Origin of the sequence: Sutcliffiella sp. NC1, from assembly GCF_027594365.1 — a bacterium.
GTDB classification, from domain to species: Bacteria; Bacillota; Bacilli; order Bacillales; family Bacillaceae_I; genus Sutcliffiella; species Sutcliffiella cohnii.
This window is the reverse complement of the sequence record NZ_CP115153.1, coordinates 4065990-4092933: the sequence shown is the minus strand read 5'-3', so window position 1 is coordinate 4092933 and position 26944 is coordinate 4065990. Positions and strand designations below refer to the sequence as shown.

The 26944-nt window shown below is 37.6% G+C and carries 26 protein-coding genes; 19 read left to right on the top strand and 7 right to left on the bottom strand.

Features of this window, described 5'->3' with window-relative positions:
• Positions 1-39: 39 nt before the first annotated feature.
• The 8 genes from O1A01_RS21365 (at position 40) to O1A01_RS21330 (ending at position 5884) form a co-directional block, all read left to right on the top strand.
• The gene (locus O1A01_RS21365; RefSeq protein WP_425319502.1) at positions 40-375 is read left to right on the top strand and encodes a rhodanese-like domain-containing protein; all 336 of its coding nucleotides are present in this window, start codon (positions 40-42) and stop codon (positions 373-375) included.
• Between the two features lie 18 nt (positions 376-393).
• Positions 394-945 carry a sulfurtransferase TusA family protein gene (locus O1A01_RS21360; RefSeq protein ID WP_270064926.1) on the top strand — a complete coding sequence of 184 codons (552 nt, stop codon included), beginning with the start codon at positions 394-396 and terminating at the stop codon, positions 943-945.
• A gap of 130 nt (positions 946-1075) precedes the next feature.
• The gene (locus O1A01_RS21355; protein WP_270064925.1) at positions 1076-1570 is read left to right on the top strand and encodes an RNA polymerase sigma factor; all 495 of its coding nucleotides are present in this window, start codon (positions 1076-1078) and stop codon (positions 1568-1570) included.
• Entirely contained in the window at positions 1560-2132 is a 573-nt protein-coding gene (locus O1A01_RS21350; protein ID WP_270064924.1) for a hypothetical protein, read from the top strand. The genes O1A01_RS21355 and O1A01_RS21350 overlap by 11 nt, the downstream gene beginning before the upstream one ends.
• A 7-nt stretch (positions 2133-2139) precedes the next feature.
• A complete protein-coding gene (locus O1A01_RS21345) occupies positions 2140-2850 on the top strand; it encodes a YfjL-like protein (RefSeq protein ID WP_270064923.1) in 711 nt (236 codons plus the stop codon).
• Positions 2851-2980: 130 nt separating this feature from the next.
• Positions 2981-4255, top strand: coding sequence for a DEAD/DEAH box helicase (locus tag O1A01_RS21340; RefSeq protein ID WP_443081790.1), 1275 nt, complete (start codon positions 2981-2983; stop codon positions 4253-4255).
• A 400-nt stretch (positions 4256-4655) separates the two neighbouring features.
• Positions 4656-5126 carry a site-2 protease family protein gene (locus tag O1A01_RS21335; protein ID WP_270064922.1) on the top strand — a complete coding sequence of 157 codons (471 nt, stop codon included), beginning with the start codon at positions 4656-4658 and terminating at the stop codon, positions 5124-5126.
• A gap of 2 nt (positions 5127-5128) precedes the next feature.
• Positions 5129-5884: a (S)-benzoin forming benzil reductase gene (locus tag O1A01_RS21330; protein WP_270064921.1), complete on the top strand. Its 756-nt coding sequence runs from the start codon at positions 5129-5131 to the stop codon at positions 5882-5884.
• 139 nt (positions 5885-6023) lie between these two features.
• On the opposite strand, the gene O1A01_RS21325 is transcribed toward O1A01_RS21330, so the two are convergent.
• The gene (locus tag O1A01_RS21325) at positions 6024-6221 is read right to left on the bottom strand and encodes a hypothetical protein (RefSeq protein ID WP_270064920.1); all 198 of its coding nucleotides are present in this window, start codon (positions 6219-6221) and stop codon (positions 6024-6026) included.
• Between the two features lie 248 nt (positions 6222-6469).
• Here O1A01_RS21325 and O1A01_RS21320 point away from each other — a divergent pair, with 248 nt between their 5' ends.
• The gene (locus O1A01_RS21320) at positions 6470-9850 is read left to right on the top strand and encodes a 5'-nucleotidase C-terminal domain-containing protein (RefSeq protein WP_270064919.1); all 3381 of its coding nucleotides are present in this window, start codon (positions 6470-6472) and stop codon (positions 9848-9850) included.
• 41 nt (positions 9851-9891) lie between these two features.
• Here O1A01_RS21320 and O1A01_RS21315 read toward each other — a convergent pair whose 3' ends face one another.
• Entirely contained in the window at positions 9892-10836 is a 945-nt protein-coding gene (locus O1A01_RS21315; protein WP_084380775.1) for a glycerophosphodiester phosphodiesterase family protein, read from the bottom strand.
• Positions 10837-11476: 640 nt separating this feature from the next.
• A complete protein-coding gene (locus O1A01_RS21310; protein WP_066420622.1) occupies positions 11477-12436 on the bottom strand; it encodes an ABC transporter substrate-binding protein in 960 nt (319 codons plus the stop codon).
• 165 nt (positions 12437-12601) lie between these two features.
• On the opposite strand from O1A01_RS21310, the gene O1A01_RS21305 reads away from it, so the two are divergent.
• Genes O1A01_RS21305 through O1A01_RS21285 form a run of 5 tightly spaced genes read left to right on the top strand, consistent with a single transcriptional unit; the run spans position 12602 to position 16481 of the window.
• Positions 12602-13606 carry a FecCD family ABC transporter permease gene (locus tag O1A01_RS21305; RefSeq protein WP_270064918.1) on the top strand — a complete coding sequence of 335 codons (1005 nt, stop codon included), beginning with the start codon at positions 12602-12604 and terminating at the stop codon, positions 13604-13606.
• A complete protein-coding gene (locus tag O1A01_RS21300) occupies positions 13603-14655 on the top strand; it encodes a FecCD family ABC transporter permease (RefSeq protein ID WP_066420624.1) in 1053 nt (350 codons plus the stop codon). The genes O1A01_RS21305 and O1A01_RS21300 overlap by 4 nt, the downstream gene beginning before the upstream one ends.
• An 18-nt stretch (positions 14656-14673) precedes the next feature.
• Complete coding sequence (locus O1A01_RS21295) at positions 14674-15483, top strand: ABC transporter ATP-binding protein (RefSeq protein WP_066420626.1); 810 nt, start codon at positions 14674-14676, stop codon at positions 15481-15483.
• Positions 15480-16214, top strand: coding sequence for an IucA/IucC family C-terminal-domain containing protein (locus tag O1A01_RS21290; protein ID WP_066420628.1), 735 nt, complete (start codon positions 15480-15482; stop codon positions 16212-16214). Before O1A01_RS21295 ends, O1A01_RS21290 begins: the two co-directional genes overlap by 4 nt.
• Positions 16215-16229: 15 nt before the next feature.
• Positions 16230-16481 (top strand): YusU family protein, encoded by a 252-nt coding sequence (locus tag O1A01_RS21285; RefSeq protein WP_066420630.1) that lies wholly within the window; start codon positions 16230-16232, stop codon positions 16479-16481.
• A 97-nt stretch (positions 16482-16578) separates the two neighbouring features.
• On the opposite strand, the gene O1A01_RS21280 is transcribed toward O1A01_RS21285, so the two are convergent.
• Together O1A01_RS21280 and O1A01_RS21275 are read right to left on the bottom strand one after the other, a co-directional pair.
• Complete coding sequence (locus O1A01_RS21280) at positions 16579-16911, bottom strand: spore coat protein (protein ID WP_066420631.1); 333 nt, start codon at positions 16909-16911, stop codon at positions 16579-16581.
• Between the two features lie 11 nt (positions 16912-16922).
• On the bottom strand, positions 16923-17189 hold the full coding sequence (locus O1A01_RS21275) for a hypothetical protein (RefSeq protein ID WP_066420633.1): 267 nt from the start codon (positions 17187-17189) through the stop codon (positions 16923-16925).
• Positions 17190-17441: 252 nt separating this feature from the next.
• Here O1A01_RS21275 and O1A01_RS21270 point away from each other — a divergent pair, with 252 nt between their 5' ends.
• Positions 17442-18359 carry a proline dehydrogenase gene (locus O1A01_RS21270; RefSeq protein WP_270064917.1) on the top strand — a complete coding sequence of 306 codons (918 nt, stop codon included), beginning with the start codon at positions 17442-17444 and terminating at the stop codon, positions 18357-18359.
• Between the two features lie 390 nt (positions 18360-18749).
• Here the strand turns inward: O1A01_RS21270 and O1A01_RS21265 are convergent, their stop codons facing one another.
• Together O1A01_RS21265 and O1A01_RS21260 are read right to left on the bottom strand one after the other, a co-directional pair.
• The gene (locus tag O1A01_RS21265; RefSeq protein ID WP_270064916.1) at positions 18750-19925 is read right to left on the bottom strand and encodes an IS256 family transposase; all 1176 of its coding nucleotides are present in this window, start codon (positions 19923-19925) and stop codon (positions 18750-18752) included.
• Positions 19926-20258: 333 nt separating this feature from the next.
• The gene (locus O1A01_RS21260) at positions 20259-20396 is read right to left on the bottom strand and encodes a YuzL family protein (protein WP_084380700.1); all 138 of its coding nucleotides are present in this window, start codon (positions 20394-20396) and stop codon (positions 20259-20261) included.
• A 367-nt stretch (positions 20397-20763) separates the two neighbouring features.
• Here O1A01_RS21260 and O1A01_RS21255 point away from each other — a divergent pair, with 367 nt between their 5' ends.
• The 4 genes from O1A01_RS21255 (at position 20764) to O1A01_RS21240 (ending at position 26912) form a co-directional block, all read left to right on the top strand.
• Entirely contained in the window at positions 20764-23148 is a 2385-nt protein-coding gene (locus O1A01_RS21255) for a 3-hydroxyacyl-CoA dehydrogenase/enoyl-CoA hydratase family protein (protein WP_270064915.1), read from the top strand.
• Between the two features lie 48 nt (positions 23149-23196).
• Positions 23197-24375 carry an acetyl-CoA C-acetyltransferase gene (locus O1A01_RS21250; protein ID WP_270066445.1) on the top strand — a complete coding sequence of 393 codons (1179 nt, stop codon included), beginning with the start codon at positions 23197-23199 and terminating at the stop codon, positions 24373-24375.
• 53 nt (positions 24376-24428) lie between these two features.
• Positions 24429-26213, top strand: coding sequence for an acyl-CoA dehydrogenase FadE (locus O1A01_RS21245; RefSeq protein WP_270064914.1), 1785 nt, complete (start codon positions 24429-24431; stop codon positions 26211-26213).
• A gap of 342 nt (positions 26214-26555) precedes the next feature.
• Positions 26556-26912 (top strand): arsenate reductase family protein, encoded by a 357-nt coding sequence (locus O1A01_RS21240; RefSeq protein ID WP_066420638.1) that lies wholly within the window; start codon positions 26556-26558, stop codon positions 26910-26912.
• Positions 26913-26944: the final 32 nt, after the last annotated feature.

Below are 26944 nucleotides of genomic sequence, written 5' to 3'. Positions count from 1 at the left end.
AGGTTGGGTTTCTCAGTGGAAATTATTCAATATATTTTAATGGCCTTAGTCATCTTATTTTTAGTGCGAAAATTTATACCAACGAAAGGTGTACGTCAAATAACAACGGCACAGTTGAAAACGGAATTAAAGAGTAAGGATAAACAGTTTGTTGATGTACGTACACCGATGGAGTTTAAAGGTAATCATATTAAACAATTTAAAAATATTCCATTAAACGCATTAAAAGCTGAGGCGAAAAATCTTTCAAAAGAAAAAGAAGTAATAGTTATTTGCCAAAGTGGTATGAGAAGTAATGCAGCAGTGAAACAGTTGAAAAAGCTTGGTTTTTCGAACGTAACAAACGTAAAGGGCGGAATGAATGCTTGGTCATAAAAGTTAGGGGGAATTGAGATGAAAGTAAATGAAACGATTGATGCGAAAGGGTTAGCTTGTCCGATGCCAATTGTACGTACAAAAAAAGCAGTGGATGCGTTACATGCTGGAGAAGTGTTAGAAGTGTTAGCTACGGATAAAGGTTCTACAGCCGATATAAAAGCATGGTCCGAAAAAATTGGTCATCACTATTTAGGTACAATTGAAGAGGACAGTGTTTTAAAACATTATATTCGCAAGGCAACAGCAGCGGAAGAAAAAGCAGAAGCGAGTTACCCTCATACGGTGACGAACGAAGAGTTGGAAACAAAACTAGGTGAAGAAATTGTAGTAGTGGACGTTCGTGAGCCAGCAGAATATGCATTTGGACATATACCAGGAGCGATATCTGTCCCACTAGGTGAACTAGATCAATTAGTTTCCACTTTAAATAAAGAAGCGACCACATACGTTGTTTGCCGAACAGGAACACGTAGTGACCTTGCTGCACAGAAATTAACAGAAAAAGGATTTCAACAAGTTTTCAATGTAATCCCAGGTATGTCTAAATGGGAAGGACCGAAGCAATAACGGTCCTTTTTTTTATTGTTCAAAAAAATGTTTTCAAAAAATGAAAAAACAATGTAACGAATACAATGTTCATGGTACTAATTATATGAATCGAAAATAATGAAACCCCAATGATCAAGGGAGGGGCGAAATGGATATTAATTCTCTATATAAAGAGATGCAGCCCAAAATTTATGCTTTCTTCTATATTAAAACTTCCAATAAAGAAGCAGCGGAAGATTTAACGCAAGAAGTATTCTTTGAAGCAATAAAAGGAGGAGTGAAATTTTCAGGTGAATCTTCCATTCAAACGTGGCTTTTCGCTATTGCAAAAAATCGGCTAAACAAGTATTACCGTTCTAACAAATACAAATGGAACCTTTTAAAGAAGATTCCACGAGGTCAACCTTTGCAAGCTTCCCCTGAACAAGATTTATTAGCGAAAGAATCGAAGTTTCAATTACTTGAAAAAATAGAAAAGCTAGATGATGAACCAAAAGAAGTAGTGATCCTACGAATGTATGGAGAACTATCGTTCAAAGAAATTGGCAGTTTACTAGGAATAAGTGAAAACGTCGCAAGAGTAACATTTCATCGTGCAAAACTAAAACTGCAAAAAGAATTGGAGGGTTATTATGTCGAATAACATACCTGTTCGTTCTATTATAGAAGATTTATTGCCTCTTTATAATGAGGATTTGTTAAGTGAAGAAACGAAAAAATGGATGGATGAAGAGATTCATAACAATAAAGAATATGAAGAATTAGTGGAGTATTCTAAAGTTCCGATAGAGATAGAAGAGGTAGTGTCGGATGTAGACGAAGAAAAACTGCTTCAAAAAATAAATCGAAAACTTGCGTACTTTCAAATTATCTTTGTCGGTGTATCGTTTTTATTAGCATTAGGTACATCTATTTTAAATGAAAGCTTCGGCTTCATCTTATCGTATACCGTTTTAGGAGTTGTTACATTCCTTTTTTATAAAGATATAAAAATAGCATTTATTATCTCCTTTTTTCCTATATTTCTTTGGTCGCTAGGAGAAAACCTTTTTGATTACATGCAAGGAAACTTAGGTGACGATGTTACCTTTCTCGCTCATTTCTTTCTATCATTAATGGGCAGTGCGTTTCTCTCTATTATTCATTATGTATTTGCTCTAGTTGGGAATATCATCGGTTGGCTTATTTTGAAAGTGAAGGAGTGAATGGGAAATGAACAGGAAAAAAGTAATGTACTGGATACTACTCGTTTTACTAGTAAGCATCATTTTATTTTTATATAACGCGTTTAATGGCAATCCGATTAGTAAACATATATCGAAAAGGGTGTTAGAAAATCACTTACTAACAACTTATCCAGATAAAGAGTTTCGAGTAAAAGACGGGATGTATGACTTCAAATTTAATGAGTACATCTTTCCGGTTGTACAAATAGGAAGTGGCGAACAATACGATTTCCAAGTTCGCGGTTTTTTACAGCCAGAGGTTACAGGAGATGGGATACGATTTGCTAGTTTAGATATTCCTTTGATGGAGCGACTCAGTAAAGAAGCGGCAGAAGAAATATATCTTTTATTAAAAGATGAAATAGAATCTGTAAGAGCAGTAGACGTTCAATTAGAAGTTTTACAAGGGAGTGAAGAAGTAAAATGGCATAAAGATTTCCCGCTAGAAAAACCGATTTACATTCATATCGTTATCGATGCAACAAACTTCGGAAAAGAAGAAGTGCTAAACGATACGGAAATTATACAGAAAATATTAGCTCGAGAACAGTACAATTACGACTCCGTTACCGTAAATGGAAACATTATCGATGACCCAGAAATAACAAAAGACTTAGAGAACGGATATGTAAAATATAGCGTTTCATTTGAACAGGAAACGAAATTAAAACTAAAAGATGTTAAAGAATTGGAGTAAAATATTCGGGGGTGTCCAAAATGTTGTAGTGACTGGCATTTTGGACACCTTTTAAATTTGCTTTTGTACAGATAGAGCTTGTGCTAGTCAAGTATCCTTTAATGGGTATAATAGGATAGAGGTGAATTCATTGGACAATTTTACAACGTTAGGAATACAAGATTCATTAATAGAAAAAATCACAGCCCAAAATATTGATAAACCAACACCGATACAAGAAAAAACAATTCCTGTTTTATTAGAAGATCAAGACGTAATTGCACAAGCAAAGACAGGAACAGGAAAAACGTTAGCATTTATTTTACCGATGCTTCAAAAAATAGATGTGGAAAAAGATCACGTACAAGGTTTAATCGTAACGCCTACAAGAGAGCTAGCCATTCAAATTACAGCAGAATTAGAAAAATTAGTTCCTAAACAGGAAAGTGATATACATGTATTACCGGTTTACGGTGGACAAGATGTGGATAAACAAATTAAACAATTAAATCGTCATGTCCATATTGTCGTGGCAACTCCAGGTCGATTACTAGATCATGTACGAAGAGAAACGATTGACTTATCGAAAGTATCAATGCTTGTCTTAGATGAAGCAGACCAAATGTTACATATCGGCTTCCTTCCAGAAGTAGAAGCAATTATAGAAGAAACACCATCCACAAGACAAACGGCGTTATTTTCTGCAACTATTTCAAAAGAAGTACGTAAACTAGCGAAGCGATATTTAAAAAATGCGAATCATATACAGGTGCAAAATAAAGAAAAAACGATGGAGCAAATACAACAGCTAGTCGTAGAGACGACAGACCGCCAAAAGCAACAAGCATTACATAAAACGATTAAAGAATACCAGCCGTTTTTAGCTATCGTCTTTTGCCGTACGAAACGTAGAGTTAGTAAGTTGCAATATGAGTTGAAATCAAAAGGATATAATACGGAAGAATTACACGGTGACCTTTCGCAAGCAAAGCGAGAAAGAGTGATGAAACTATTCCGAGAAGCAAAAATACATTTATTAATTGCTACCGATGTGGCAGCAAGAGGGCTCGATGTAGAAGGAGTTACTCACGTATTCAACTACGATATTCCGGAAGATGTAGAAAGCTATATTCATCGAATTGGTCGAACTGGTCGAGCAGGGGAAGACGGAATGGCCATCACTTTCGTTGCGCCAAAGGACCGTCAACAATGGGACGAAATCGAAAAAGGGTTACAACGCACAATCGAGCGTAAAGTAGTAGAAGTAGCCGACAAAAGCCCAGAAGCCAACCAACAAAAGAAAAAAGCACCAACCGAATCAAAAAAAGACAGACGCGAACAAAACATCGCCAAAAACAAAGAACGAAAACAAAGAACAACCTTCACAAGCCGAAACGAAAAAAGAAAACCATCACGGAAACGGTAAGCTAATGACCATTTTGTACACTGAGGACTGAAAAAATGGACTTGAATATCGAAATGGCCATAAGGTTTCCAACTGAGGATTAGAACCGAGAGTGTAACGTAGCGGAAGGTGTGAGACTCCTGCGGGAGTAGAGGGAAGGCTGAGACCCCACAGGGCAAAGCCCGAGGAGGCTCAGCTCCCTCCCCGCGGAAAGCGAACACCTGAAGCGAAGTGAAACGGACTAGCTTAATACGAATTACATAATCAATGTTGTATAGAATGTTTTCCTCAAACCATTCTATTTCACAGTGTCGAAGCACAGAAAAACAAAAAACTAAGCACACCAAAAGTCCAACATGTACTATAATAAAAACAGAATGTTGTGAGAGTTGCAGCAAATAAAATTAAAGGTAGTCTGTACATGCTGGATCTTTTCTTATTTATTTTTATTTTATTACCATTCATTCACCTTTTACACGAACTCGGTCACATAATCTTTGCAAGATTATTTCGTGTCCAACATACGAAAATTGTCTTAGGAGCCGGTCCCAAATGGTTTCAATTTACGATCCTCGGAACAAAAATACAGTGGAACACCTACTATATGGTTGGTGGCTATTCAACAAACGAGCAAAATGGAAGCCTTTCGCCATGGAAACAAGCACTTATTTCACTAGGCGGTCCACTTTTCAATGTGCTAGCAGTCATATGCTCGATCCCATTCATCACCGCTTCCAACGTAAACATGATGACAGCCTTTATCTTTTTTAACGGATGGATAGGACTTACAAATTTAATCCCTTTTAAAATCGGCCATAAGTGCTCAGACGGTTGGATTATCGTGAGTTGTATAAAAGAAGAATTCCAAAATTGGTGGAAAAGGAGGAAGTAACAATGAAATATTTTATCGTAACAGGTGCTTCACGTGGTCTCGGTGCAGCAACAGTGAAAAAAGTAGCACAAAAAGGAAATCGTATCGTTTGTATTGCTCGTACACCAAATGAAGAGTTAGTGAAAGAGGCGGAAAAGAACGGGGCAACCGTTTCGCTTGTAGAAGCAGACTTAACAGACCATTCCAATGTAGAAACATTGTTAGAAGGAATATTTGCTGAACTGCCTTCTAACCAAGTAGAAGAAATTTACCTCATTCAAAATGCCGGAATGGTAGATCCGATTAAAACAGCGGGTAACGCACCAAGCGATGTGGTGACAAATGCTGTTCATTTAAACTTATTAACGCCGATGTTAATGACAAACAAATTTATTGAACTAACTTCTACACTTTCATGTAAAAAGGTAATCGTTCACGTTAGCTCAGGTGCAGGTACTCGTCCTATTTATGGTTGGAATACATACTGTACAACGAAAGCAGGCTTAAATATGTATACAAATGCAGTCGGACTTGAGCAACAATCGACATCGAACCCGGTAACGGTTATTGCTTTTTCACCAGGGATAATGGATACAGAAATGCAAGCAGTTATTCGTAGTTCCAATGAAGAAGACTTTGCAGATATTAGTACGTTTAAAGAGTACCATGAAAAAGGAGCATTACGTTCACCGGAATTTGTCGCCGAGAAGATGGTAGAATTAATTTACAACCAAAAACTTGAAAATGGTAGAGTATATGATATTAAAGAATTAATATAGAACGTAAAAATAGAGGATAGGACATAACTATTTCTATCAAAGTAAAAAACGAACTATCGCAGGATTTCCGGAGCGAGTTTTCACCGAATATCTTTTGTTCGTTTTTTATCATGACCATTTTAGTGTTGTCCTAGCCTCTTTATTTTGTCCTTACATAATAGGAAAAGCCGTCCCCAACTGCACCGTTTATATCTGTTACATTTCCATCTTGATCTGTTATTACTGCTTTTTCCCCCATCACTTCTTTATAAAGCTGTTCGTTTACTTTTAATAGGGCATGTTTTAGAGTTGCACCTTTGAACAGTTCAACGGGCTGATCATTCACAGTTATTTTCACATAACTCCCTCTTTCAAAAAAAAGTATAGTTTAAAAGTTCATACTACTATTGTATCAATCTAATAATAGTAAGTTAGTATTTCTATCACTTTTAAGTCAATAGTCATTATCGTCTGAAGTTAGACAACTAGTCACTTCGATTCATCTTTCATATTTTTACAAATATTTAACGAGAATATAATGAAAAGTCAACACAATTTCAATAAAATGTGAATGTATGTCGAAATATAAAATAATGGAGGTACAAAATGAATTTTGTCATGAAAAGAAGTAGAAAGCTGCTAACTATTACTCTCGTATTCTTAATGCTTTTCTCTTCCTTACTCAGTTCCATCGGTGTGAACTTAGCATCTGCTGAGGAAGTAAATAATGAGGAAACGGTGCAATTAAAAGTACTTCATACGAATGATTTACATGCAAAGATTAATGATTTTGGTAAAATTGCCGCTTACATAAACAGTGAAAGAGAAAATGCAACTCATTCTCTTTACTTAGATGCTGGTGACATTTTTAGCGGAAATCCAGTAGTAGACTTACAATATGGAGTTCCAATCGTAGACTTATTGAATGATATGGGTCTTCAAGCAATGGCAATCGGGAATCATGATTTTGATTACGGTCAAGAAGAGACGGTTAATAGAATAGCACAATCTAATTTTCATTGGTTAAGTGCCAATACAGTAGTTAATGATACACCGGTAGAAGACTTTCCCCAACCAGAACCGTATAACATTTTTGATGTAAATGGAATTACGGTAGGAGTATTAGCAGTAACAGAAACACCTCCATCGACAGCTCCTGCTAACGTTGTAGGAATTAGCTTTAATGATCCAATTGAAACAATTAAACGATATGAATTTTTAAAAGATGAAGTAGACGTTTTAATCGGTTTAACACATCATGGCTACTCAGAAGATATTAAACTAGCAGAACAAGTAGACTTTTTAGACGTTATTATCGGTGGCCACTCTCATACAGTATTATCTAGTCCGAGAGTAGTAAATGGGACACCAATCGTACAAACAGGTGGTAACGCAGAGAATGTTGGTAATTTAACACTTTCTATTGATCCAGAAACGAAGAGTGTTGTTGAAGTTAATGGTCATTTACAAAGAGTTTCTGAATTAACAGAAGTAGACGAAGCAATCCAAGCAAAAGTAGATGCTTACAATTCGGAAATGGATGGGCTATTAGGTAGAGTAATCGGTTCTACAGAAACAGGCTTGAATAGAAGTGGTAACGGCGATACTTCATTAGGAAATTTCTGGACTGACGCGATGCGACACTTTACTAGTTCTGACATTGCTTTTACAAATGGCGGTGGAATCCGTGCGAATATCGCTGCTGGTGATATTACGGTCGAAGATATTTACACAATCGAGCCTTTCGCGAACGAAATTATGAAAATTGAAATGACAGGTGCTGCGATTAAAGATGTAATCGAATATTCGTATACTCGTCAAGACCGCAATCGAATTGATCTACAGTCTTCAGGTTTATCGTACACAATCGTAACGAATAATACTGGTAGATATATAACAGCAGAGTTACTATTAAACGGTCAGCCGATTGAAGATGATGAGACATATATTGTGGCAGTTGGCGACTATATTGGTACAGGTGGCTCAGGTTATAATTTTGTCGGAAATGTGTTAGAAGCAAAATCAGGTTTTATGACAGAAGCGATGATTAACTATGCAGAACATTTAACTGAAGAAGGACAAAAAATTAACTACACGAATAACGAACGTATTTTTATCCGCGTTTCGAATGAAGCTCCGATTGATGGAGAAGTAATTGGTAGTACAGAAAGAGGATTATCATCTGCTAACAATTCTTTAGGTGACTCTGGATTAGGTAATTTATATACAGATGCTGTAAGAGCGGCAACAGATGCAGAGCTTGGGATGTTAAACAGCTCATCCGTAATAGGAACAATTCCAGCTGGTCCAATTACAGACCGCCAAATTGAATTTCTTGATCAGTTTGGAAATGTAATCGTTGTTGCAAAAACAACGGTTGATCGACTAAAAGAAATAATACTAGAACAATCTACGTATCATAACGGAGTAGACGTTCAAGTATCAGGTTTCCATTATGAGCTAGTAAAAGAAAATGGAAAATTTGTTGATGTTATTATGACAGATGAAGAAGGTCAGCCGCTTGATACGACGAGAGAATATACAGTTGCGTATAACGATTATATGCACGGACGTGCTTTTTATAATGTAGGTAACGAAGTAATCATTGAAAATGGTGGACCAGTTTGGGAATCTGTTATTGATTATGTTAGAAATCATGACGGGCCAATCGATTATGTAGAAGGATCTCGTATTACGATTTCTGGTGAAACAACACCACCAACACCTGGACTTCCAGACGGAGTTATTACAGTTGCAGAAGCAATTGCAAATAACAGTGGAACGAAGACAGTGCAAGGGTATATTATTGGAACAACAGGCACAACTGGTTCTGTAGGTAACGGAGATTTAACTGCTCCATTTACTATTGCAACGAACATTTTACTTGCTGACAATCCAAACGAAACGGATATGAGTAAAGCTATTCCAGTACAGCTTCCGAATACTAATATTCGTACTGTACTGAATTTAGTCGACAATCCAAATAATTTAGGACAGCTAGTGAGAATTACAGGAACACTAAATCCGTATTTTTCAGTACCTGGTCTGAGAAGTGCTAACGCATATGAATTCGTTCAAGAGGAAGAAGAAGAGCTAACCATTCAAGAAGCTCGCGAACTAGCACAAGGAACAACAGTTACTGTAAAAGGGATTGCTACAACAAATGCTGGTGCTTGGGGAGCAAAGGGCTTTTACATTCAAGATGAAACAGCTGGAATTTACGTTTACCAGTTTGACATTGATGTGAAGGCTGGCGACGAAGTGACGCTTACTGGTACGTTAGGAAACTTTAATGGCGAATTACAAGTTTCCAATCCTACTAATCTACAAATTATGAGTGAAGGAAATGACATTCCAGAAGCAATCGTAATTTCACCAGCAACGATTAATGCGGACAATGAAGGCCAGTTAGTAAAAATCGAAGAAGTTACAATCTCCAATATTAAAAAAGCAGATAATTTCGGTACAACAGAATTTACTGCAACGAAAGATGGGGAGTCTATTTTAGTTCGTGTTGATAATCGTACAGGGCTTCACTATGATGATTTCGCCTTTAATGAAGGTGATATTGTTACCGTTACTGGTGTTTCCAGTCAATTTAGAGGCACACCTCAATTGAAGCCTCGTCACGCAGAGGACATTGTACTAGTTCAGCCAGTTGTTCCTGTAGAAGCTTCCGTTCATTTCGTTAATAATAACGGAGAAGAGGTAGTGGCATTACAGAGAAAAACAGATGTAGATGTGCAAGTAAATCTTGAAAATAATGTACGTGTCGAGCAAACAGTAAACGTAGCCGTTCAGTTAGTTGATAAGCATGGAAGAGTGAAACATTCGACCCAAGAAGAAGTAGTGGTGGCCGAGCAATCGCTCGTTGTATATAGCACTTCTTTACAAGTTCCAGCGAATCATGTTGGCCAACGCTATACATTAACAGTAACAGTTGAAAATGAGCAAGGAGAACAACTTACTCAATCTGTTATAAAATAATAGAAAAAGAGGGAGCAATATGCTTCCTCTTTTGTTTGCATTTAATATCCCATTTCTTCTAATACTTCTAACAATAAATCAGGTCGGTCCGTAATAATTCCACTTGCTCCTCGTTCTAGAAGCATCCTCATTTCTTGCTTATCATTAATCGTCCAATAGTGAAGCTCCACCCCTACATGGCCTGCATCCTTTATGAGTCGTTCTTTCGTTAAATCTAGGCCACTATTTTCAGTTGGGATTTGAAAAGCATCTACAGAGGAGAAAAATAAATTTCTAGCGAATAGTTTATGCAAAATGACGAAACGCTTAATTTCACTTCTACCACCTGCGACAGCTACTTCGCCGTCCGTTTCTTTTTGGAAAGCTTTAATGATGTTATGATCGAATGATGCAACTAACACCCGATCTTGTAATCCATATTTTTGAATAAGCTCCCACAATTTTGTAATAATTTCATTAATCCGCTCGGGAGGGTTATCATCTTTAATTTCTATTTCCCATCTTATATCTGGAAAAAGTCCAAACAGCTCATCTAGAGTAGGAATGTATACTCCTTGGTCTCGAAAGCTATATTCCCCAGACAAATCTTGAAAATAAAATCCAGCATCTAATTGTTGAAGCTCCTCTAACGTAAAGTCTTCCACAAAACCAAGCCCATCTGTCGTTCGGTCAACGGTAGAATCGTGTATCGCAACTAAATGGCCATCTTTCGTAATATGTATATCTGTTTCTAATACGTCCACTCCTAATTGTACTGCATTCGCAAAGGCTTCAATTGTGTTGGAAGGTGCTAAATGTTCCCCACCTTGATGAGCAATGACTAACGGTCGATCATTTGTAAAAAACGGTTTGTTATCGGTAGAGTGAATGGAAACGAAATGAAACAGAGCAAAGTAAATGATTGCTATAATAGGAATGATAAAAAATACTTTTTTCTTCTTCCTTTTTTTATAGTTGTGATGAACTCTAATTGGTGATTGTATCATCGGAACAACCCTTTCTAATAACCTTTTTAATTATTATAGAATATTCTAACATTAAAGGGAACTTTAATTAGTGGTGATTAATAATAGAACGTTGGACTCGAAAAAATCCAATCCTGTAAGCTAATATTTACGTCAAAAGTTAAACATTATTCCTAACAAAAATAGACAGATAGTTTAGTTGTTCACCTTGAAAAATAGACAGTTATTAATTATTAGTTCGTTCCTCTTCGCTACGGGAACTTGCTTTCCGCGGGGAGATGTCTAGCTCCAGCGCATTGGCCCTATCAAACTTCCCAGTCCGTCCGTACGATAAGTCAACATCAACTCAACTAACGTTTCGTTGTGTTTCCTTTATCTCCTACCGGACTGCTCCAGTTTGTACGGGCCAGATCGATGCGCTTCCGCTTTTCGTGGAGTCGAGCCTCCTCGGCTGCGCCTGTGGGGTCTCGACCTTCCCTCTTCATCCCGCAGGAGTCAAGTTCCCTCCGCTACGATCCACTCACGGTTCCAAACTGTGAAAGGAAAAAATCTTATAGAAGTTCAGAACAGAAGTCGTATTTCATAATGCAATTGTTTTCTTCCGGGACTATCTAAAAAAACAATGAAAAACCCACCAGTTACAACTGGCGGGTAGTAATGTTTATTCGTTTAAGAAAACTTCTTCGATATCGTCTAGCATTTTGTTTGCGGCTATTACGCCACCAGCAGTATTCCAAATGGCATCACTTACTTCATGTACACGGCCGTTTTTTACTACTTCTAAGTTTTGGAATAATGGGTCTTCTAACCATTCGTTTTGAACGCCCGTTGCATCACCTTCACCTGTTTCGTATGTGAAGTAAAAAAGTATGTCACCTTCCATAGCGTGGATACGTTCTTTCGTTACGTTCATTTCTGCAAAATCATCTACATCTTGCTCTGCTGGACGAGCAAACCCAAGCTGTTCTAAAATAATCCCTGAAAAAGAGTCTTTATGATAAATACGTACATCCCCAGCTAAAAAGCGGACGATTGAAACTTCTTGTTGTAACTGATCACCTAAATCTGTACTAATTTGTTCTACTCGGTCATCGAAAGAGGTTAACACATCATTGCCAACTTCTTCTCTGTTTAATGCTTTCGCGTAAAGTTGGAAGTTTTCTTTCCAGTCACCTTTAATTGTTTCTGCAAAAACAGTTGGTGCGATACTTTTTAATTGCTCGTACACTTCTTCTTGACGTAATTTGTTTCCGATAATTAAGTCTGGCTGTAAAGCAGCAATTGCTTCCAGGTTAACAGCACTTTCTGTTCCAACTACTTGAACATCTTCCATTTCTGCAGCAATATGATCATACCAAGGATCCCCCAGCCACGATTGAACAGCTCCTACTGGTTTCACTCCTAACGCAAGTAATGCTTCTGTACCTTCATTTGTTAAAATAACAACTCTTTCTGGTGTGCTAGGAATAGTAGTTGTTTCCATCGCATGTTCTACCGTATACGCTTCATCATTTGCACCCGTATCATCATTAGATGCCTCATTATTATTTGTTCCGCCACCACATGCAGCTAATACCAATGCAAATATAAACATAGAAAATAAAAGAAATGACTTTTTCATCGTATGTACCTCCAAATTTTTGGTTGATAATCATTTTCAATTAGAATATTACTTTGCTATAGCGTAATTGTCAATAACTTCTTTGAGAATGATTTTCAAAGTCGTTGACAGAGCTCTATGTATTCCCTAAACTGAAAGTAGAATATATAGATTGTAGGTTTTTGTATGTTGTTAAGAAAAAATTCTCATAAAATACTTGGATTAATTTTAGGAATCATACTACTTTGTATCTTTTTTGTTGCAAGTATTGTTTTAGGATATACGAAAACGAATATACCAATGGTGTTGGACTCTTTTTTCCGATTTGATGGTAGTAATGAACATATTATTATTCAAACTGTTCGGTTACCGAGAGCTATTATTGCTGTAATCGTTGGTGCATGTTTAGCGATTGCAGGATTATGGATGCAAGCGTTGACTAAAAATCCGTTAGCATCTCCTAGCATTTTCGGTATAAATGCAGGTGCAGGTTTTTTCGTCGTATTAGGAGTTACCTTTTTCTCTGTTCATTCCTTACAAGCGTACACTTGGATTGCTTTTGCAGGAGCAGCTGTTGCAGCGCTAGCGGTATATTTTATCGGCTCAGTAGGTAGAGAAGGACTAACACCGATGAAACTAACTCTAGCAGGAGCAGCGATTGCAGCAATGTTTTCTTCTTTAACACAAGGTTTATTAGTTGTAAATGAAACGGCACTGGAACAAGTTCTTTTTTTGCTAGCTGGAAGCATTCAAGGTAGAAAGCTAGAAACAGTGGAAGCAGTTCTTCCTTACATTACGATTGCTTTTATTTGGTCCTTCTTCATTGGGAAAAAGATGAACTTGTTCGCAATGGGAGAAGATGTTGCAACAGGATTAGGTGTTAAAACTGGGATGCTAAAAATATATGCTGCAATTATTATTATTTTTTTATCTGGTGGAGCTGTAGCAATCGCAGGACCGATTGGCTTCATAGGTATTGTTATTCCACATGTTGCCCGTTTCTTTGTTGGAACAGATCACCGCTGGCTAGTGCCATACTGTACGGTACTTGGAGGAATTCTACTACTAAGTGCAGATATCGCAGCACGATATGTACTAATGCCTCAAGAAATACCGGTTGGTGTCATGACAGCTATCGTCGGAACTCCGTTTTTTATTTACATTGCTAGAAGGGGGTTCGGAGCCAAATGAGAAAATATCGGACATTTCGGTATCGAAATCTCTTTTCTTACTTTGTAGATAATAAGTCTATTTGGGTAATCTTTTCTCTATTATTAGCAGTAGTAGGATTATTTATTATTAGTACTGGTACAGGAGAAATGAAAATAGCTCCGTGGAACGTTGTAAAGATTATTTTTGGGTATGGTGAATCGATGGAAACGCTCGTTGTACAATCGTTTCGTTTACCTAGAATCATTATGGCTCTTTTAGTAGGGATATCCTTGGCAGTGGCAGGAGCCATTCTACAAGGAATTATTCGTAACCCACTAGCTTCTCCGGATATCATTGGATTAACAGGCGGTGCCTCTGCTGCAGTTGTATTGTTCCTAGCATTATTTAGTGATAGCAACAATTCTTTAATCGTGAGCATTCAGTGGCTACCGTTGAGCGCGTTTATCGGTGCAACGGTTGTTGCGATTCTAGTTTATATTTTAGCTTGGAAAAATGGGTTGTCACCTATTCGATTAGTCTTAATTGGAATTGGTATTTCTGCTCTCATGCAAGCTGTTACAACAATGTTAATGATTTTAGGTCCAATTTATCGAGCGAGTCAGGCAAATATTTGGATTACCGGAACAGTGTACGGGACGAATTGGGATCAAGTAAAATTAATGATTCCGTGGACGATTATACTTTTCATCATAAGTTTAATGTTAGTACGTCATATTAATATACAAGAACTCGGAGACGAACTAGCAACAAGTGTAGGTAGCTCGGTTCAAAAACAGCGAGTTGGCTTACTTTTCTTAAGTACAGCATTAACTGGAGGAGCTGTAGCGTTCGGTGGCGGAATTGGCTTCGTTGGACTAATGGCTCCGCACATTGCCCGTCGGTTAGTAGGCTCATCCTTTGGTGTACTATTACCAACATCAGCATTAATAGGTGCGTTTCTTGTTATGTTAGCTGACTTAATTGGCAGAACGTTGTTTTCCCCATTAGAGATTCCTGCTGGTGTGTTTACCGCATCTATCGGGGCGCCATATTTTATTTACTTACTATATAAAACGAGAAATGCTTAACGAGAGGTGGAAAATGAAATGGATGCAATGGAAACCAAATCTTTAACATTAGCATACGGCGAAAGTATTATTATTGAAGAGTTGGACTTGCAAATACCGAAAGGGGAAATAACGGTCTTTATCGGTGGAAACGGCTGTGGAAAGTCTACGTTATTACGTTCTTTAGCCCGTTTATTAAAGCCGAAAGATGGAAGTGTACTGTTAGAAGGTGAAGCAATATCGAAACAATCAACAAAAGAAATTGCTCGCCAACTTGCAATTCTTCCACAAGGTCCTGTTGCTCCGGAAGGCCTTTCTGTTTTACAACTCGTCAAGCAGGGGAGATACCCTTACCAAACGTGGCTAAAGCAGTGGTCAGAGCAAGACGAGCAAATTGTGTGGGATGCATTACGTGCCACGGGAATGGAACAGTTTGCTGAACGACCAGTAGATTCCTTATCAGGAGGACAGCGCCAACGTGCTTGGATTGCAATGACATTAGCGCAAGAAACAGACATTATTTTATTAGATGAACCGACAACTTATTTAGACTTAACACATCAAATAGAAATTTTAGATTTACTATTTGAACTAAATGAAAAAGAACAAAGAACAATTGTCATGGTTCTTCATGATCTCAATTTAGCTTGTCGCTATGCTCATCATATTGTAGCAATTCGGGATAAAAAAATATACGCACAAGGTAAACCTGAAGACGTTATAAGTTGTGACTTAGTAAGAAACGTTTTCGATATGAATTGCCAAGTGACAACGGATCCTTTGTTTGGAACACCGTTATGTATTCCACATGGGAGAGGGCGTTGCATCGTTCCGCAAGTTAGCACATGAATTTAACAAATGCGGAGTTGCAATTTTTAGAAGAGAAATGTCGTCTTACAACTAAGAAGAGTAAATCTTCGGTTAGTGTAAAAGATTTAATGGAAGAGGGCAGTTTACAATTTTTGAAACAAATTCAACCATATATAGGGTCTGATAAAGATTATGTGACTGCCTCCCTATTGATGAAAAGATTAGCATTTTTAAGTGTGAACGTTCTGCTTTCCTTCTCGGCTTACAATAAAATAATGGAGCTTAAACTAGAGACGATTCATATAGATGATTATATAGAGAAGGAACTATGGTTACCTAAAATAAGATTTGAGCCACTACATATGAAAGAGATTGTAGAGGAAGTAGGAGCTCGAGAGGAAGCAAGAGACCAGCTGTTTAAAATACTGTTTTTTGACATTTATACTCCTATTATTGAACGGTTATCCAAAGTGGCAAATGTATCACGGTTTACACTATGGGAAAATGTGATGATTTATATTTATTGGCTTTATGAAACGTTGCTACCTTCGATTGGGAAAGAGGACATAGCTGGTGACTTTGAAGCTTTGCAATATGCGCCATCTCAATGGTTTGGATTAAATAAAAATCCAGTGAAATATTTTTATAGTGTAAAAGGTACCGTTGCAGAGAAAGCAATACGATCTCGAAAGACTTGTTGCTTCTATTATGAAACAAACGAGGAAAAATCTAGATGCAAAACTTGTCCTCTTGCATGTCGAAACTCTTAAAAAGGAGGAATCCGAATGGATGCAAAACTAAAAGACCAATTAGATGGGTTACTAGAAAAATATACAGAGCTTTTACTAGGAGAAAGTTCTCCTGAATTAAAAGAGAAGGTAGAGGCGTGGGTTGTATATTCATATATTGCAAAATCAATGCCCCCGTTAGTGAAACATTGGAATGAGCAATATCCCGATGCGAAAGATGGAATGAAGGAACTTATTTCTGAAATTAAAACATTAAATGAACAGCATCGCGCTTCCTCAGGGAAATAAAAAAAGTGGTCGATATATAAATCGGCCGCTTTTTTGAATATATTTTTATTGGAAAATCCCCCGAATGCTTTACACCCGAGGAAAGTTACAAAAATTACTACTGCATCATGTTGCCGTATGGGAATTGGTTAGAATACCCTTGGAACTGCTGATGTGTTTGTTGTAATTTTTGCGGGTCAGCTGGTTCTAAACTGTACCATCCTTTTTGAAACATAAGATTATATAGCTCTCTTTGACAATTTTGTGTTTCGTTACTAATAGCAAGTAAATCCGTGTATAACTGTTGATTACTTGCTTCATTTAATGCAGTAGAATAAGCACTTGTCATATATTTTTCAGTTGCTAAAATGTCGTTAATAAAATCACGGTCATTCATTTGTGGTGTTTTAGGTACTTGCGTTTCAGGGTTTTGTACTTTTTGCTGGTTCATATTATCCCTCCTTATTGTAATGGCTGCTGTTGTTGTGTACTTTGAGTTTGACTAAGTATTTTTTCATAGTGACGTTGATGCATTTGCCCAGCCTTTTCGATTAGTTGTTTTACCTCTTGATCTTGACATTGTTGCGCAAAATGATGTGCTTTTTTCATAGCAAGTAAGTTCCAAGACATCATATCTGCTAAGTATAAAGAGTCTTTAGTAGTGACGATATTTGGTGGTTGAGGGTAAATTGGTTGTTGCTGCCCGCCCATGTTTTGTTGTTGTTGCATGAATAGTTAACCTCCTATAATAAAATCATTTGTATCATCTCCAATGCCAATCTGTAATATACAGTTATTAAGTGTAAACGCTCCTCAACTAAACATTAGACAAAATATACATGGAACCGACAAAATTATGTATTCAAATGAAAAAAAAAATGATAGAATGATTTTGTATTTTGAAATATTTTGAATGTAACCGATTTCGTTATTTACTAGATTACAAGAGACATCATGAGGTATCCAGGAGGTTGAAGGAATATGGAACAATTAATGAGAAATTTCTTCCTATATTTATCAAAAAGTAAAACACTTACGAAGCTAGCAAGAAAATACGGACTTCGCTTTGGCGCAGGCCGATTTGTTGCTGGAGAAACGATTCAACAGGCAGTAAGTGTTATTAAAGATCTCAATAAAAAAGGTTTATCTGTCACAATTGATTATTTAGGAGAATTTATTGATACGGAAGCAGAAGCGAATGAGATGGCGGATAATTCAATAGAAGCAATTCGTGCCATTGGAAGCCAAGCGCTTGATTCTCAATTATCCCTTAAGATGACTTCAATGGGCCTAGATATTTCTGATGAACTAGTATTGAATAATATGAGACGAATATTAGACGTGGCAAAAGAAAATGATGTATTCGTTACAATAGACATGGAAGATTATGAGCGCTGTGGTAAAACGTTAGAAATATTTAAGAAGCTTCGTTCAGAATATGATAACGTAGGTACTGTTATTCAATCATATTTATATAGAACAGTATCAGATATTGAAGATTTAAATCAGTACAGTCCTAATTTACGTCTCGTAAAAGGTGCATACAAAGAATCACCAGAAGTTGCGTATCCAGATAAGAAAGATGTGGACGAAAACTTAAAGAAAATTATTAAAATGCATCTATTAAATGGAAACTATACAGCAGTTGCCTCTCATGATGATGCAATGATTGAATATACAAAGCAATTAGTAGAAGAACATAATATCCCAAGAGATCAATTTGAATTCCAAATGCTCTACGGTATTCGTGAAGAACGCCAACTGGAATTAGTAAAAGAAGGCTACAAAATGCGCGTATACGTACCTTATGGAACAGACTGGTACGGTTACTTCATGCGCCGCCTTGCAGAAAGACCAGCGAACGTAGCATTCGTATTAAAAGGAACGTTTGGCAAGTAGTAATAAAAAAGCAACCTTGTTGGGTTGCTTTTTTATTTTGTTGTAAATGAAGACCAGGTGCTGTAAACTCCGATTGCAAATAAGAGGATGGTATCGCAAATAAGAGGATGGTTACCGCAAATAAAAGAGAGCTATCGCAAATAAGAGGGTGGTTATCGCAAATAAAAGAGAGCTACCGCAAATAAGAAGTTGGTTATCGCAAATAGAAGAGAGCTATTGCAAATAAAAGGGTGGTTATCGCAAATAAAAGAGAGTTACCGCAAATAAAAAGTTGGTTATCGCAAATAAAAGGTACTGTCAATAATTATGTGTAAGTATTTGTACTCAATGAGTTATATGGTTTTGTTAGTGGAGGATTCAGGCAGCCTCGGCTGCCTGAATCCTCCACTTTTAGGCTTTGGGATACTGCTCCTCAAACATTTTTAAAATTTGATCATGAGCTAGGCCGAATCCACTTAGTTTTCTTCTTGACCAGCGCTCGTTATAGTCGATAGAGGTCAGGTACGTAATCTTTTCAGCTGCTTCAATGTTCGGCAGGCTATTCATGGTTTTTAACCTCTTGCGGATTTCCTTAATGGTACGCTCAATAAGATTTGTAGTGTAGATGTACTTTTGGATTTCCTCAGGGTAGCGTAAAAAGGTTAAGAGTACTGGAAGGTCTTCTTCCCAGGAAGCTATTTCTCGACTGTAGCGCTTTTTCCATTTCTCCCTGAGCTCTCCGAACGCTTTTTCAGCTTCTACGTATGTGCTTGATGTATAGACTTTTTTTAAATCAGTACTTAGCTCAGCTTGATCCTTCTTACGTGCTTTATTCATAGTGGAACGGACCTTGTGTATTACACAACGTTGAACATCAGCTTTTGGAAAGATGGAACGAAATGCCTCTTCGAGACCAGTCAGTCCGTCAAAAACGCCTAGCAGTACTTCCTGTACTCCTCTGTTGCGCAGGTCCTGGAGGATTTCCTTCCAACCATTTGAAGATACTATTCCTCCGACATAAAAACCAAGGATTTCCCTGTGGCCTTCCGGAGTAATTCCTAGAACAATATAGACAGCTTCTTGGGCTACTGTATCTCTACGAATCTTTACAAACAAAGCATCAAGAAATAAAGCACAATAGCGCTTCTTTAAAGGGCGGTTCTGCCATTCAATCACATCCTCCATCACGGCAGATGTGATATTCGATATGGTGCCAGGGGAATATTGTTCCCCAAGCAAGTTTTTCAAGATACTCCCTACCTGACGGACTCCAACCCCGTGTTGATAAAGTTGAACAACGAGCTCATCTACTGCAACCATTCGCCTTTGATAAGGCTCAAACATATTAGTCGTGAACTCACCTTTACGATCGCGGGGAACAGCCAGATCTTCAACGCGGCCATACATAGTGTCGAGAGTCCTCGGATAGTATCCATTACGGGAATTTCCTTCTCCGACAGGTTCGTTCTCTAGTACACTCTTGATCTCCTCGCGCAAGATAGTTTCTATTTTCTCCTTTAGGAGATCCTGCATGGAAATTTTTAAGATAGTGGCTAAATCTAATTTATCTGTGTTAAAATGGGACATGGATAAAGTACTCCTCTCAAAGGTTATTGTGGTGATAACTCAGAGAGTACTTTGTCCTTTTTTATTTGTCTAGCAAAAGGTCTTACACATACTTTTATACATCATCAAATAAAAGAGAGCTACCGCAAATAAGAGGGTGGTTATCGCAAATAAAAGAGAGCTACCGCAAATAAGAGGATGGTTATCGCAAATAAAAGAGAGCAATCGCAAATAAAAGAGTAGTTACCGCAAATTAAAAGATGATTATCACAGATTAAAACAAAAAACGAGGTACCAAAGCACCTCGATTCACTTTTAGTTAACGGATTAGGGCGAGCCGCCTCCGCTTTTCTATCAATGTTCCATATTATTCTTTTTATACTGTTGGTTGCCGCTCGTTTTTTTGCCGCCCATGTCGTATTCGTTGTTTGGGCCAGCGTTACCTTTTACACTTGCAGCACTTTTAGCTCTTTGAGATGGTTGTTTTTTCATCTTCACTTATGACTCACCTCCGCACCTCTATCATCCCCAAATTAAGTATGAAACATGTAAAAGAAGGTATGTTATAATGACCGTAAAAATATTTAAGAAATCTCTTTGTATATATATTGCGAAAATTTTAAATATCGTTTATAGTAATATTCAAAGGACTTCTTACTGAGGAGTTATTTTTTTCACGGTAAAAATGAATGAGTATTCATTCAAAAATAATTATAGTAAAGAAACTCACTTTGGAATTTTACGAAGTGCGGAAGCGTAATAAATGTATATGATGTATTCCGTATGTAAATTCCAACTAAAATCATTTAGTTTCCTTTATAAGAAGCTCTAATATTTGAATTAAATAGGGGGAGGAAGAATGAAACAAAGTATTAAAAAGGCTGCTGTTATCGGTTCAGGAGTTATGGGATCAGGTATTGCGGCACATCTTGCAAATGTTGGTATACCGACACTTCTGTTAGACATTGTTCCGAACAAATTGACAGATGATGAAGAGAAAAAAGGTTTAACACTATCGGATAAAGTAGTTCGCAACCGTATTGTACAATCTTCCTTACAAAAGCTTTTAAAGCAAAAGCCAGCACCATTAACAACAAAGAGTAATTTACAATTAATCGAAGCTGGAAATTTAGAAGATGATATAGAAAAGTTAAAAGACTGCGATTGGATTATCGAAGTTATCGTTGAAAACTTAGAGGTCAAAAAGTCATTATTTGAAAAAGTAGATCAACATAGAAAGCCAGGAAGTATCGTAAGCTCCAACACTTCTGGTATTTCTGTAGAAGCGATGTCAGAAGGTCGTTCGGAAGATTTTCAAAAGAACTTCTTAGGAACTCACTTCTTCAACCCACCAAGATACTTAAAATTATTAGAAGTAATTCCTACGAAAAATACAGATCCAGCTGTCGTTTCTTTCATTAAAGAGTTCGGTGAAAACGTTCTTGGTAAAGGAATTGTACTCGCGAAAGATACGCCAAACTTTATCGCTAACCGTATCGGTACTTACGGATTATTAGTAACAGTGAAAGAAATGTTAGAAGGCGGATATAGTGTCGGAGAAGTTGATTCCGTGACAGGTCCATTAATTGGTCGTCCGAAAAGTGCAACATTCCGTACGTTAGACGTTGTCGGATTAGATACATTTATTCACGTTGCAAAAAACGTGTATGACAAAGTGGAGGGTGCAGAAAAAGAAGTTTTCAACATCCCAAGCTTTATGCAAACTATGCAACAAAATGGTTGGTTAGGAAGTAAGAGTGGGCAAGGTTTCTACTTAAAACAAGGAAAAGAAATTTTAGAACTGGACCCTGAAACGTTAGAGTACGGTCCACGTAAAAAATTAAAAACTGCAGCAGTAGAAATGAGTAAGCAAGCTAAAGGTTACGGCAATAAATTGAAAGCGCTTGTATACGCAGATGACCGCGCAGGTAACTTACTATGGAATATTTTAGCTCCTGCATTAAGCTATTCTGCAGAGCTACTAGGTGAAATTGCAGACGATATCGTAGCAATTGACGAAGCAATGAAATGGGGCTTCGGTTGGGAGTACGGCCCATTTGAAACGTGGGATGCAATTGGCATAGAAGATTCTGTATTAAAAATGAAACAAGATGGCATTACTGTTCCAGCTTGGATTGATGAAATGTTAGAAAAAGGCTACCGTTCTTTCTATCAAAAAGATAACGGGGTTACTTCCTTCTATCATAACGGTGAGTACAAAGCGAAAGAAGTAAACAAAAAAGTTATTCATCTTAAAACTATTTCTGAAACAAAAGGTGTTATTAAGAAAAATAGTGGTGCAAACTTAATCGATATCGGTGATGACGTTGCGTTATTAGAATTCAGATCACCGAACAACGCTATTGGTCTAGATATCCTTCAAATGATCAATTACGCAGTGGAAGAAGTAGATAAAAACTACAAAGGGCTTGTGATCGGTAACCAAGGGAAAAACTTCTGTGTAGGTGCAAACCTTGCGATGATTTTAATGGAAGCACAAGACGACAACTTCTATGAGCTAGATATGGTCGTTCGCATGTTCCAACAAGCGATGATGAAAATTAAATATAGCAACAAGCCAGTTGTAGCAGCTCCGTTCGGTATGACACTTGGTGGAGGAACGGAAGTAAGCTTACCAGCAGCCAAAATTCAAGCTTCTAGTGAAACATACATGGGATTAGTAGAAGTGGGAGTAGGTTTAATCCCTGGTGGCGGAGGAAATAAAGAGCTTTACTTAAAGCACTTAAACTCCATGCCGAAAGGGCTAGATTTTGACTTGCAAAAAGTTGCGAACAAAGTGTTTGAAACGATTGCGACGGCAAAAGTATCTACCTCTGCACACGAAGCTCGTGACCTACATTTCTTAAATGAAAAAGATAGTGTGAGCTTCAATGGAGATCACTTAATCCATGATGCAAAGCAATCAGCATTAAACCTTTTTGAAGCTGGCTATACAGCACCAGTTCGTCAAAAAATCCCGGTAACTGGAGAAACTGGATACGCAACGATGCTACTAGGCGCGCACAACATGCACTATTCCGGTTATATTTCTGACCATGATCTAAACATTGCGAAAAAGTTAGCAAACGTTATTGCTGGTGGAAAAGTTGCATACGGAACTCTAGTAGATGAGCAGTACTTATTAGATATCGAGCGTGAGGCATTCTTAAGCTTACTAGGTGAACTGAAAACACAACAAAGAATGCAACACATGTTAGTAAAAGGCAAACCATTACGTAATTAATAGATACCTATATTTATAGAAAAAACAATGTGAAGGTGGGGGAGCATGTTGAAAGAAGCTGTCATCGTAGCGGGTGCGAGAACACCTGTCGGTAAATCAAGAAAAGGTTCATTAGCGAACGTTCGTCCTGATGATTTAGGTGCATTAGTAGTAAAAGAAACGTTAAGAAGAGCTAGTAACTACGACGGGCCAATCGATGATTTAATTTTCGGTTGTGCCATGCCTGAGGCAGAACAAGGGTTAAATATGGCTCGTAATATTGGAGGATTAGCAGGGCTTCCGAATAGTGTACCAGCTATTACAATTAATCGTTACTGCTCATCGGGGCTACAAACAATCGCATACGCTGCTGAAAGAATTATGTTAGGTCATGCGGAATCGATCATCGCTGGTGGAGCGGAATCAATGAGTATGGTTCCGATGGTTGGTCACACTGTTCGACCGAACGCACGCCTAGTGGAAACTGCTCCTGAATATTACATGGGCATGGGTCATACTGCAGAGCAAGTGGCGCAAAAGTACGGAGTAAGTCGTGAAGATCAAGATGCATTCGCTGTACGTAGTCACCAAAGAGCAGCAGCAGCTATTAAAGAAGGTAAATTTGTTGATGAAATCGTTGGAGTCGATGTAACGGTAAGAAATGTAGGACCAGACAATAAATTAAAAGAAAAAACATTTACGTTCTCTCAAGATGAAGGTGTTCGTGAAAACACAACGATGGAAATATTAGCGAAATTAAGACCAGCATTTAACGTCCAAGGATCTGTAACTGCTGGTAACTCTTCACAAACGAGTGATGGTGCTGCATCTGTACTAGTAATGGAAAGAGAAAAAGCAGAAGCACTAGGTTTAAAACCAATCGCTAAATTCCGTTCCTTTGCAGTAGGTGGAGTTCCGCCGGAAGTAATGGGAATTGGTCCAGTAGTTGCAATTCCGAAAGCATTAAAGCTTGCTGGATTAGAGCTTTCTGATATCGGTTTAATCGAGCTAAACGAAGCATTTGCATCTCAAGCAATCCAAGTAATGCGCGAGCTTAACTTAGATGAAGACAAAGTAAACGTTAACGGTGGAGCAATCGCTCTTGGCCATCCACTAGGATGTACTGGATCAAAACTAACGTTAACATTACTTAACGAAATGAAACGTCGAAACGAACAGTTCGGATTAGTAAGTATGTGTATCGGTGGCGGAATGGGTGCCGCTGGTGTATTCGAACTATTAGCATAATTTTGTAAGGCCCTCTCATACGGGGGCCAATCATACAATAAGGGGGATTTACCATGTCAAATACAGTTGAAAACGTTGTAAAAGGCGGAAGCTTTTTAATTGAAGACTTAACAGCTGATAAAATTTTCACTCCAGAAGATCTAAACGATGAGCATAAACTGATTGCGAAAACAACGGAAGACTTCGTAGTAAACGAGGTTGTACCTAACATTGAAGAAATTGAACATCATAACTTTGATGTTTCTGTAAAGTTACTAAAAGAAGCTGGCGAGCTTGGATTATTAGGTGCAGATGTACCTGAAGAGTACGGCGGATTCGGTTTAGACAAAATCAGTTCTTCTTTAATTACAGAAAAATTCTCTAGAGCTGGTGGATTCTCTTTATCTTACGGCGCACATGTAGGAATCGGTTCTTTACCAATCGTATTATTCGGTAATGACGAGCAAAAGAAACAATACTTACCTTTCTTAGCAACAGGTGAGAAAATTGCTGCTTACGCGTTAACAGAGCCAGGTTCAGGTTCAGACGCTTTAGGTGCAAAAACTACTGCTAAATTAAACGAAGAAGGCACTCACTACGTACTAAACGGTGAAAAACAATGGATCACAAACGCTGGTTTTGCTGATGTATTCGTAGTGTACGCTAAAGTAGATGGCGAGCACTTCTCCGCATTCATCGTAGAGCGCGAATTCCCTGGAGTTTCTACAGGTCCAGAAGAAAAGAAAATGGGTATTAAAGGATCTTCTACTCGTACGTTAGTATTAGAAGATGCAGTTGTACCGAAAGAAAACTTATTAGGTGAAATTGGTCGCGGACACGTAATCGCGTTCAACATATTAAATATCGGTCGTTACAAATTAGCAGTTGGTACTGTTGGTGGATCTAAGCGTGGAGTAGAATTAGCTGCTCAATATGCAAACCAACGTCAACAGTTCAAAACGCCTATCGCAAAATTCTCTTTAATTCAAGAAAAAATCGCGAACATGGCAACAAAAACATATGCGGCAGAAAGCTCTGTATACCGTACAGTAGGTTTATATGAGAACAACCAAGGTGCATTGACTCTTGAGCAAGAAAAAGATCCAAAAGCAGTTGCAGCAGCAGTTGCAGAATATGCAATTGAGTGTTCTTTAAATAAAGTATTCGCTTCCGAAACACTAGACTACGTAGTAGACGAAGCTGTCCAAATCCATGGTGGGTACGGATTCATGGCTGAGTACGAAGTAGAAAGAATGTACCGTGACTCTCGTATTAACCGTATTTTCGAAGGTACAAACGAAATTAACCGTCTTTTAGTGCCTGGTACGTTCTTACGTAAAGCATTAAAAGGTGAACTTCCATTAATTCAAAAAGCAATGCAACTTCAAGAAGAATTAATGATGCTTATGCCTGAAGAAGTTGGCGATGGCGTTTTAGACCAAGAGAAATATTTATTAAAGAACGCGAAAAAAATTGCGATCTTAATGACAGGTTTAGTCGCGCAAAAATACGGTAAAGCATTAGAAAAAGAACAAGAGCTATTAGTTAACATTTCTGATATCATCTCTAACGTCTATGCGATGGAATCTGCTATTCTACGTACAGAAAAAGCAATCCAAAAAAGCGGCTTAGAGAAAAATAAACAAAAAGTATTATACACAGAAGTATTCTGTCAAGAAGCATTCAATGCTATTGAAGCAGATGCAAAAGAAACGTTAGTTGCAGCAGAGAGTGGAGACACTTTACGCATGATGATTTCAGCATTACGTAAATTTACTCGTCATAATCCAATCAATGTAATCGAGAAAAAACGTGAAATCGCTGCAGCAGTTTTAGAAGCTGAAAAATATACTGTTTAATTAGGTCCATTTTTAACCCCTTTAAAAATGATTCTATAAAAAGAAAGGACGGCATGTAAAATGTCGTCCTTTTATTTTTGTAGAACATTGATTTTCTTAATGGGAACCACTATAGCTTTCGCTGTCGTCAAAGGCAAAGGGCTTCGGACTAACCCGTAAAATATGAAAATTTGCAGAGGAACGAACAGCTGTAATTACATAAATTTAAGAAAGTATAAAAGAAAAGAGGTTTTTTGCAGAAAACGTCGAATATGTTGGGAAGACTGCATTTTGTTATTAGAACTATAGTGTATGATTGTGCTACAATATGGAGTAAATAACAAAGTAAGGTGGTTGATATTAGTGAGCGTAACGTTTTATTGGTATCCAAAATGCGGCACTTGTAGAAATGCAAAAAAATGGTTAACTCAAAATGAAATCGAAGTCAACGAAATACATATTGTTGAAAATCCACCAAGTCGTGATGAACTTCATGAACTATATAAAAAAAGTGGATTAGAACTAAAAAAGTTCTTTAATACTAGCGGTATGAAATATCGTGAACTTGGGTTAAAAGATAAACTAAAAACGGCTACAGAAGAAGAGATGTTAGAGCTTTTAGCATCAGATGGTATGTTAATTAAACGTCCAATTACGACAGATGGTACGAAAGTGACTGTTGGATTTAACGAAAAGCACTTTGAAGAAACATGGAAATAAAACCATTTTAGAAAGCTATCTACTTTAAAAAA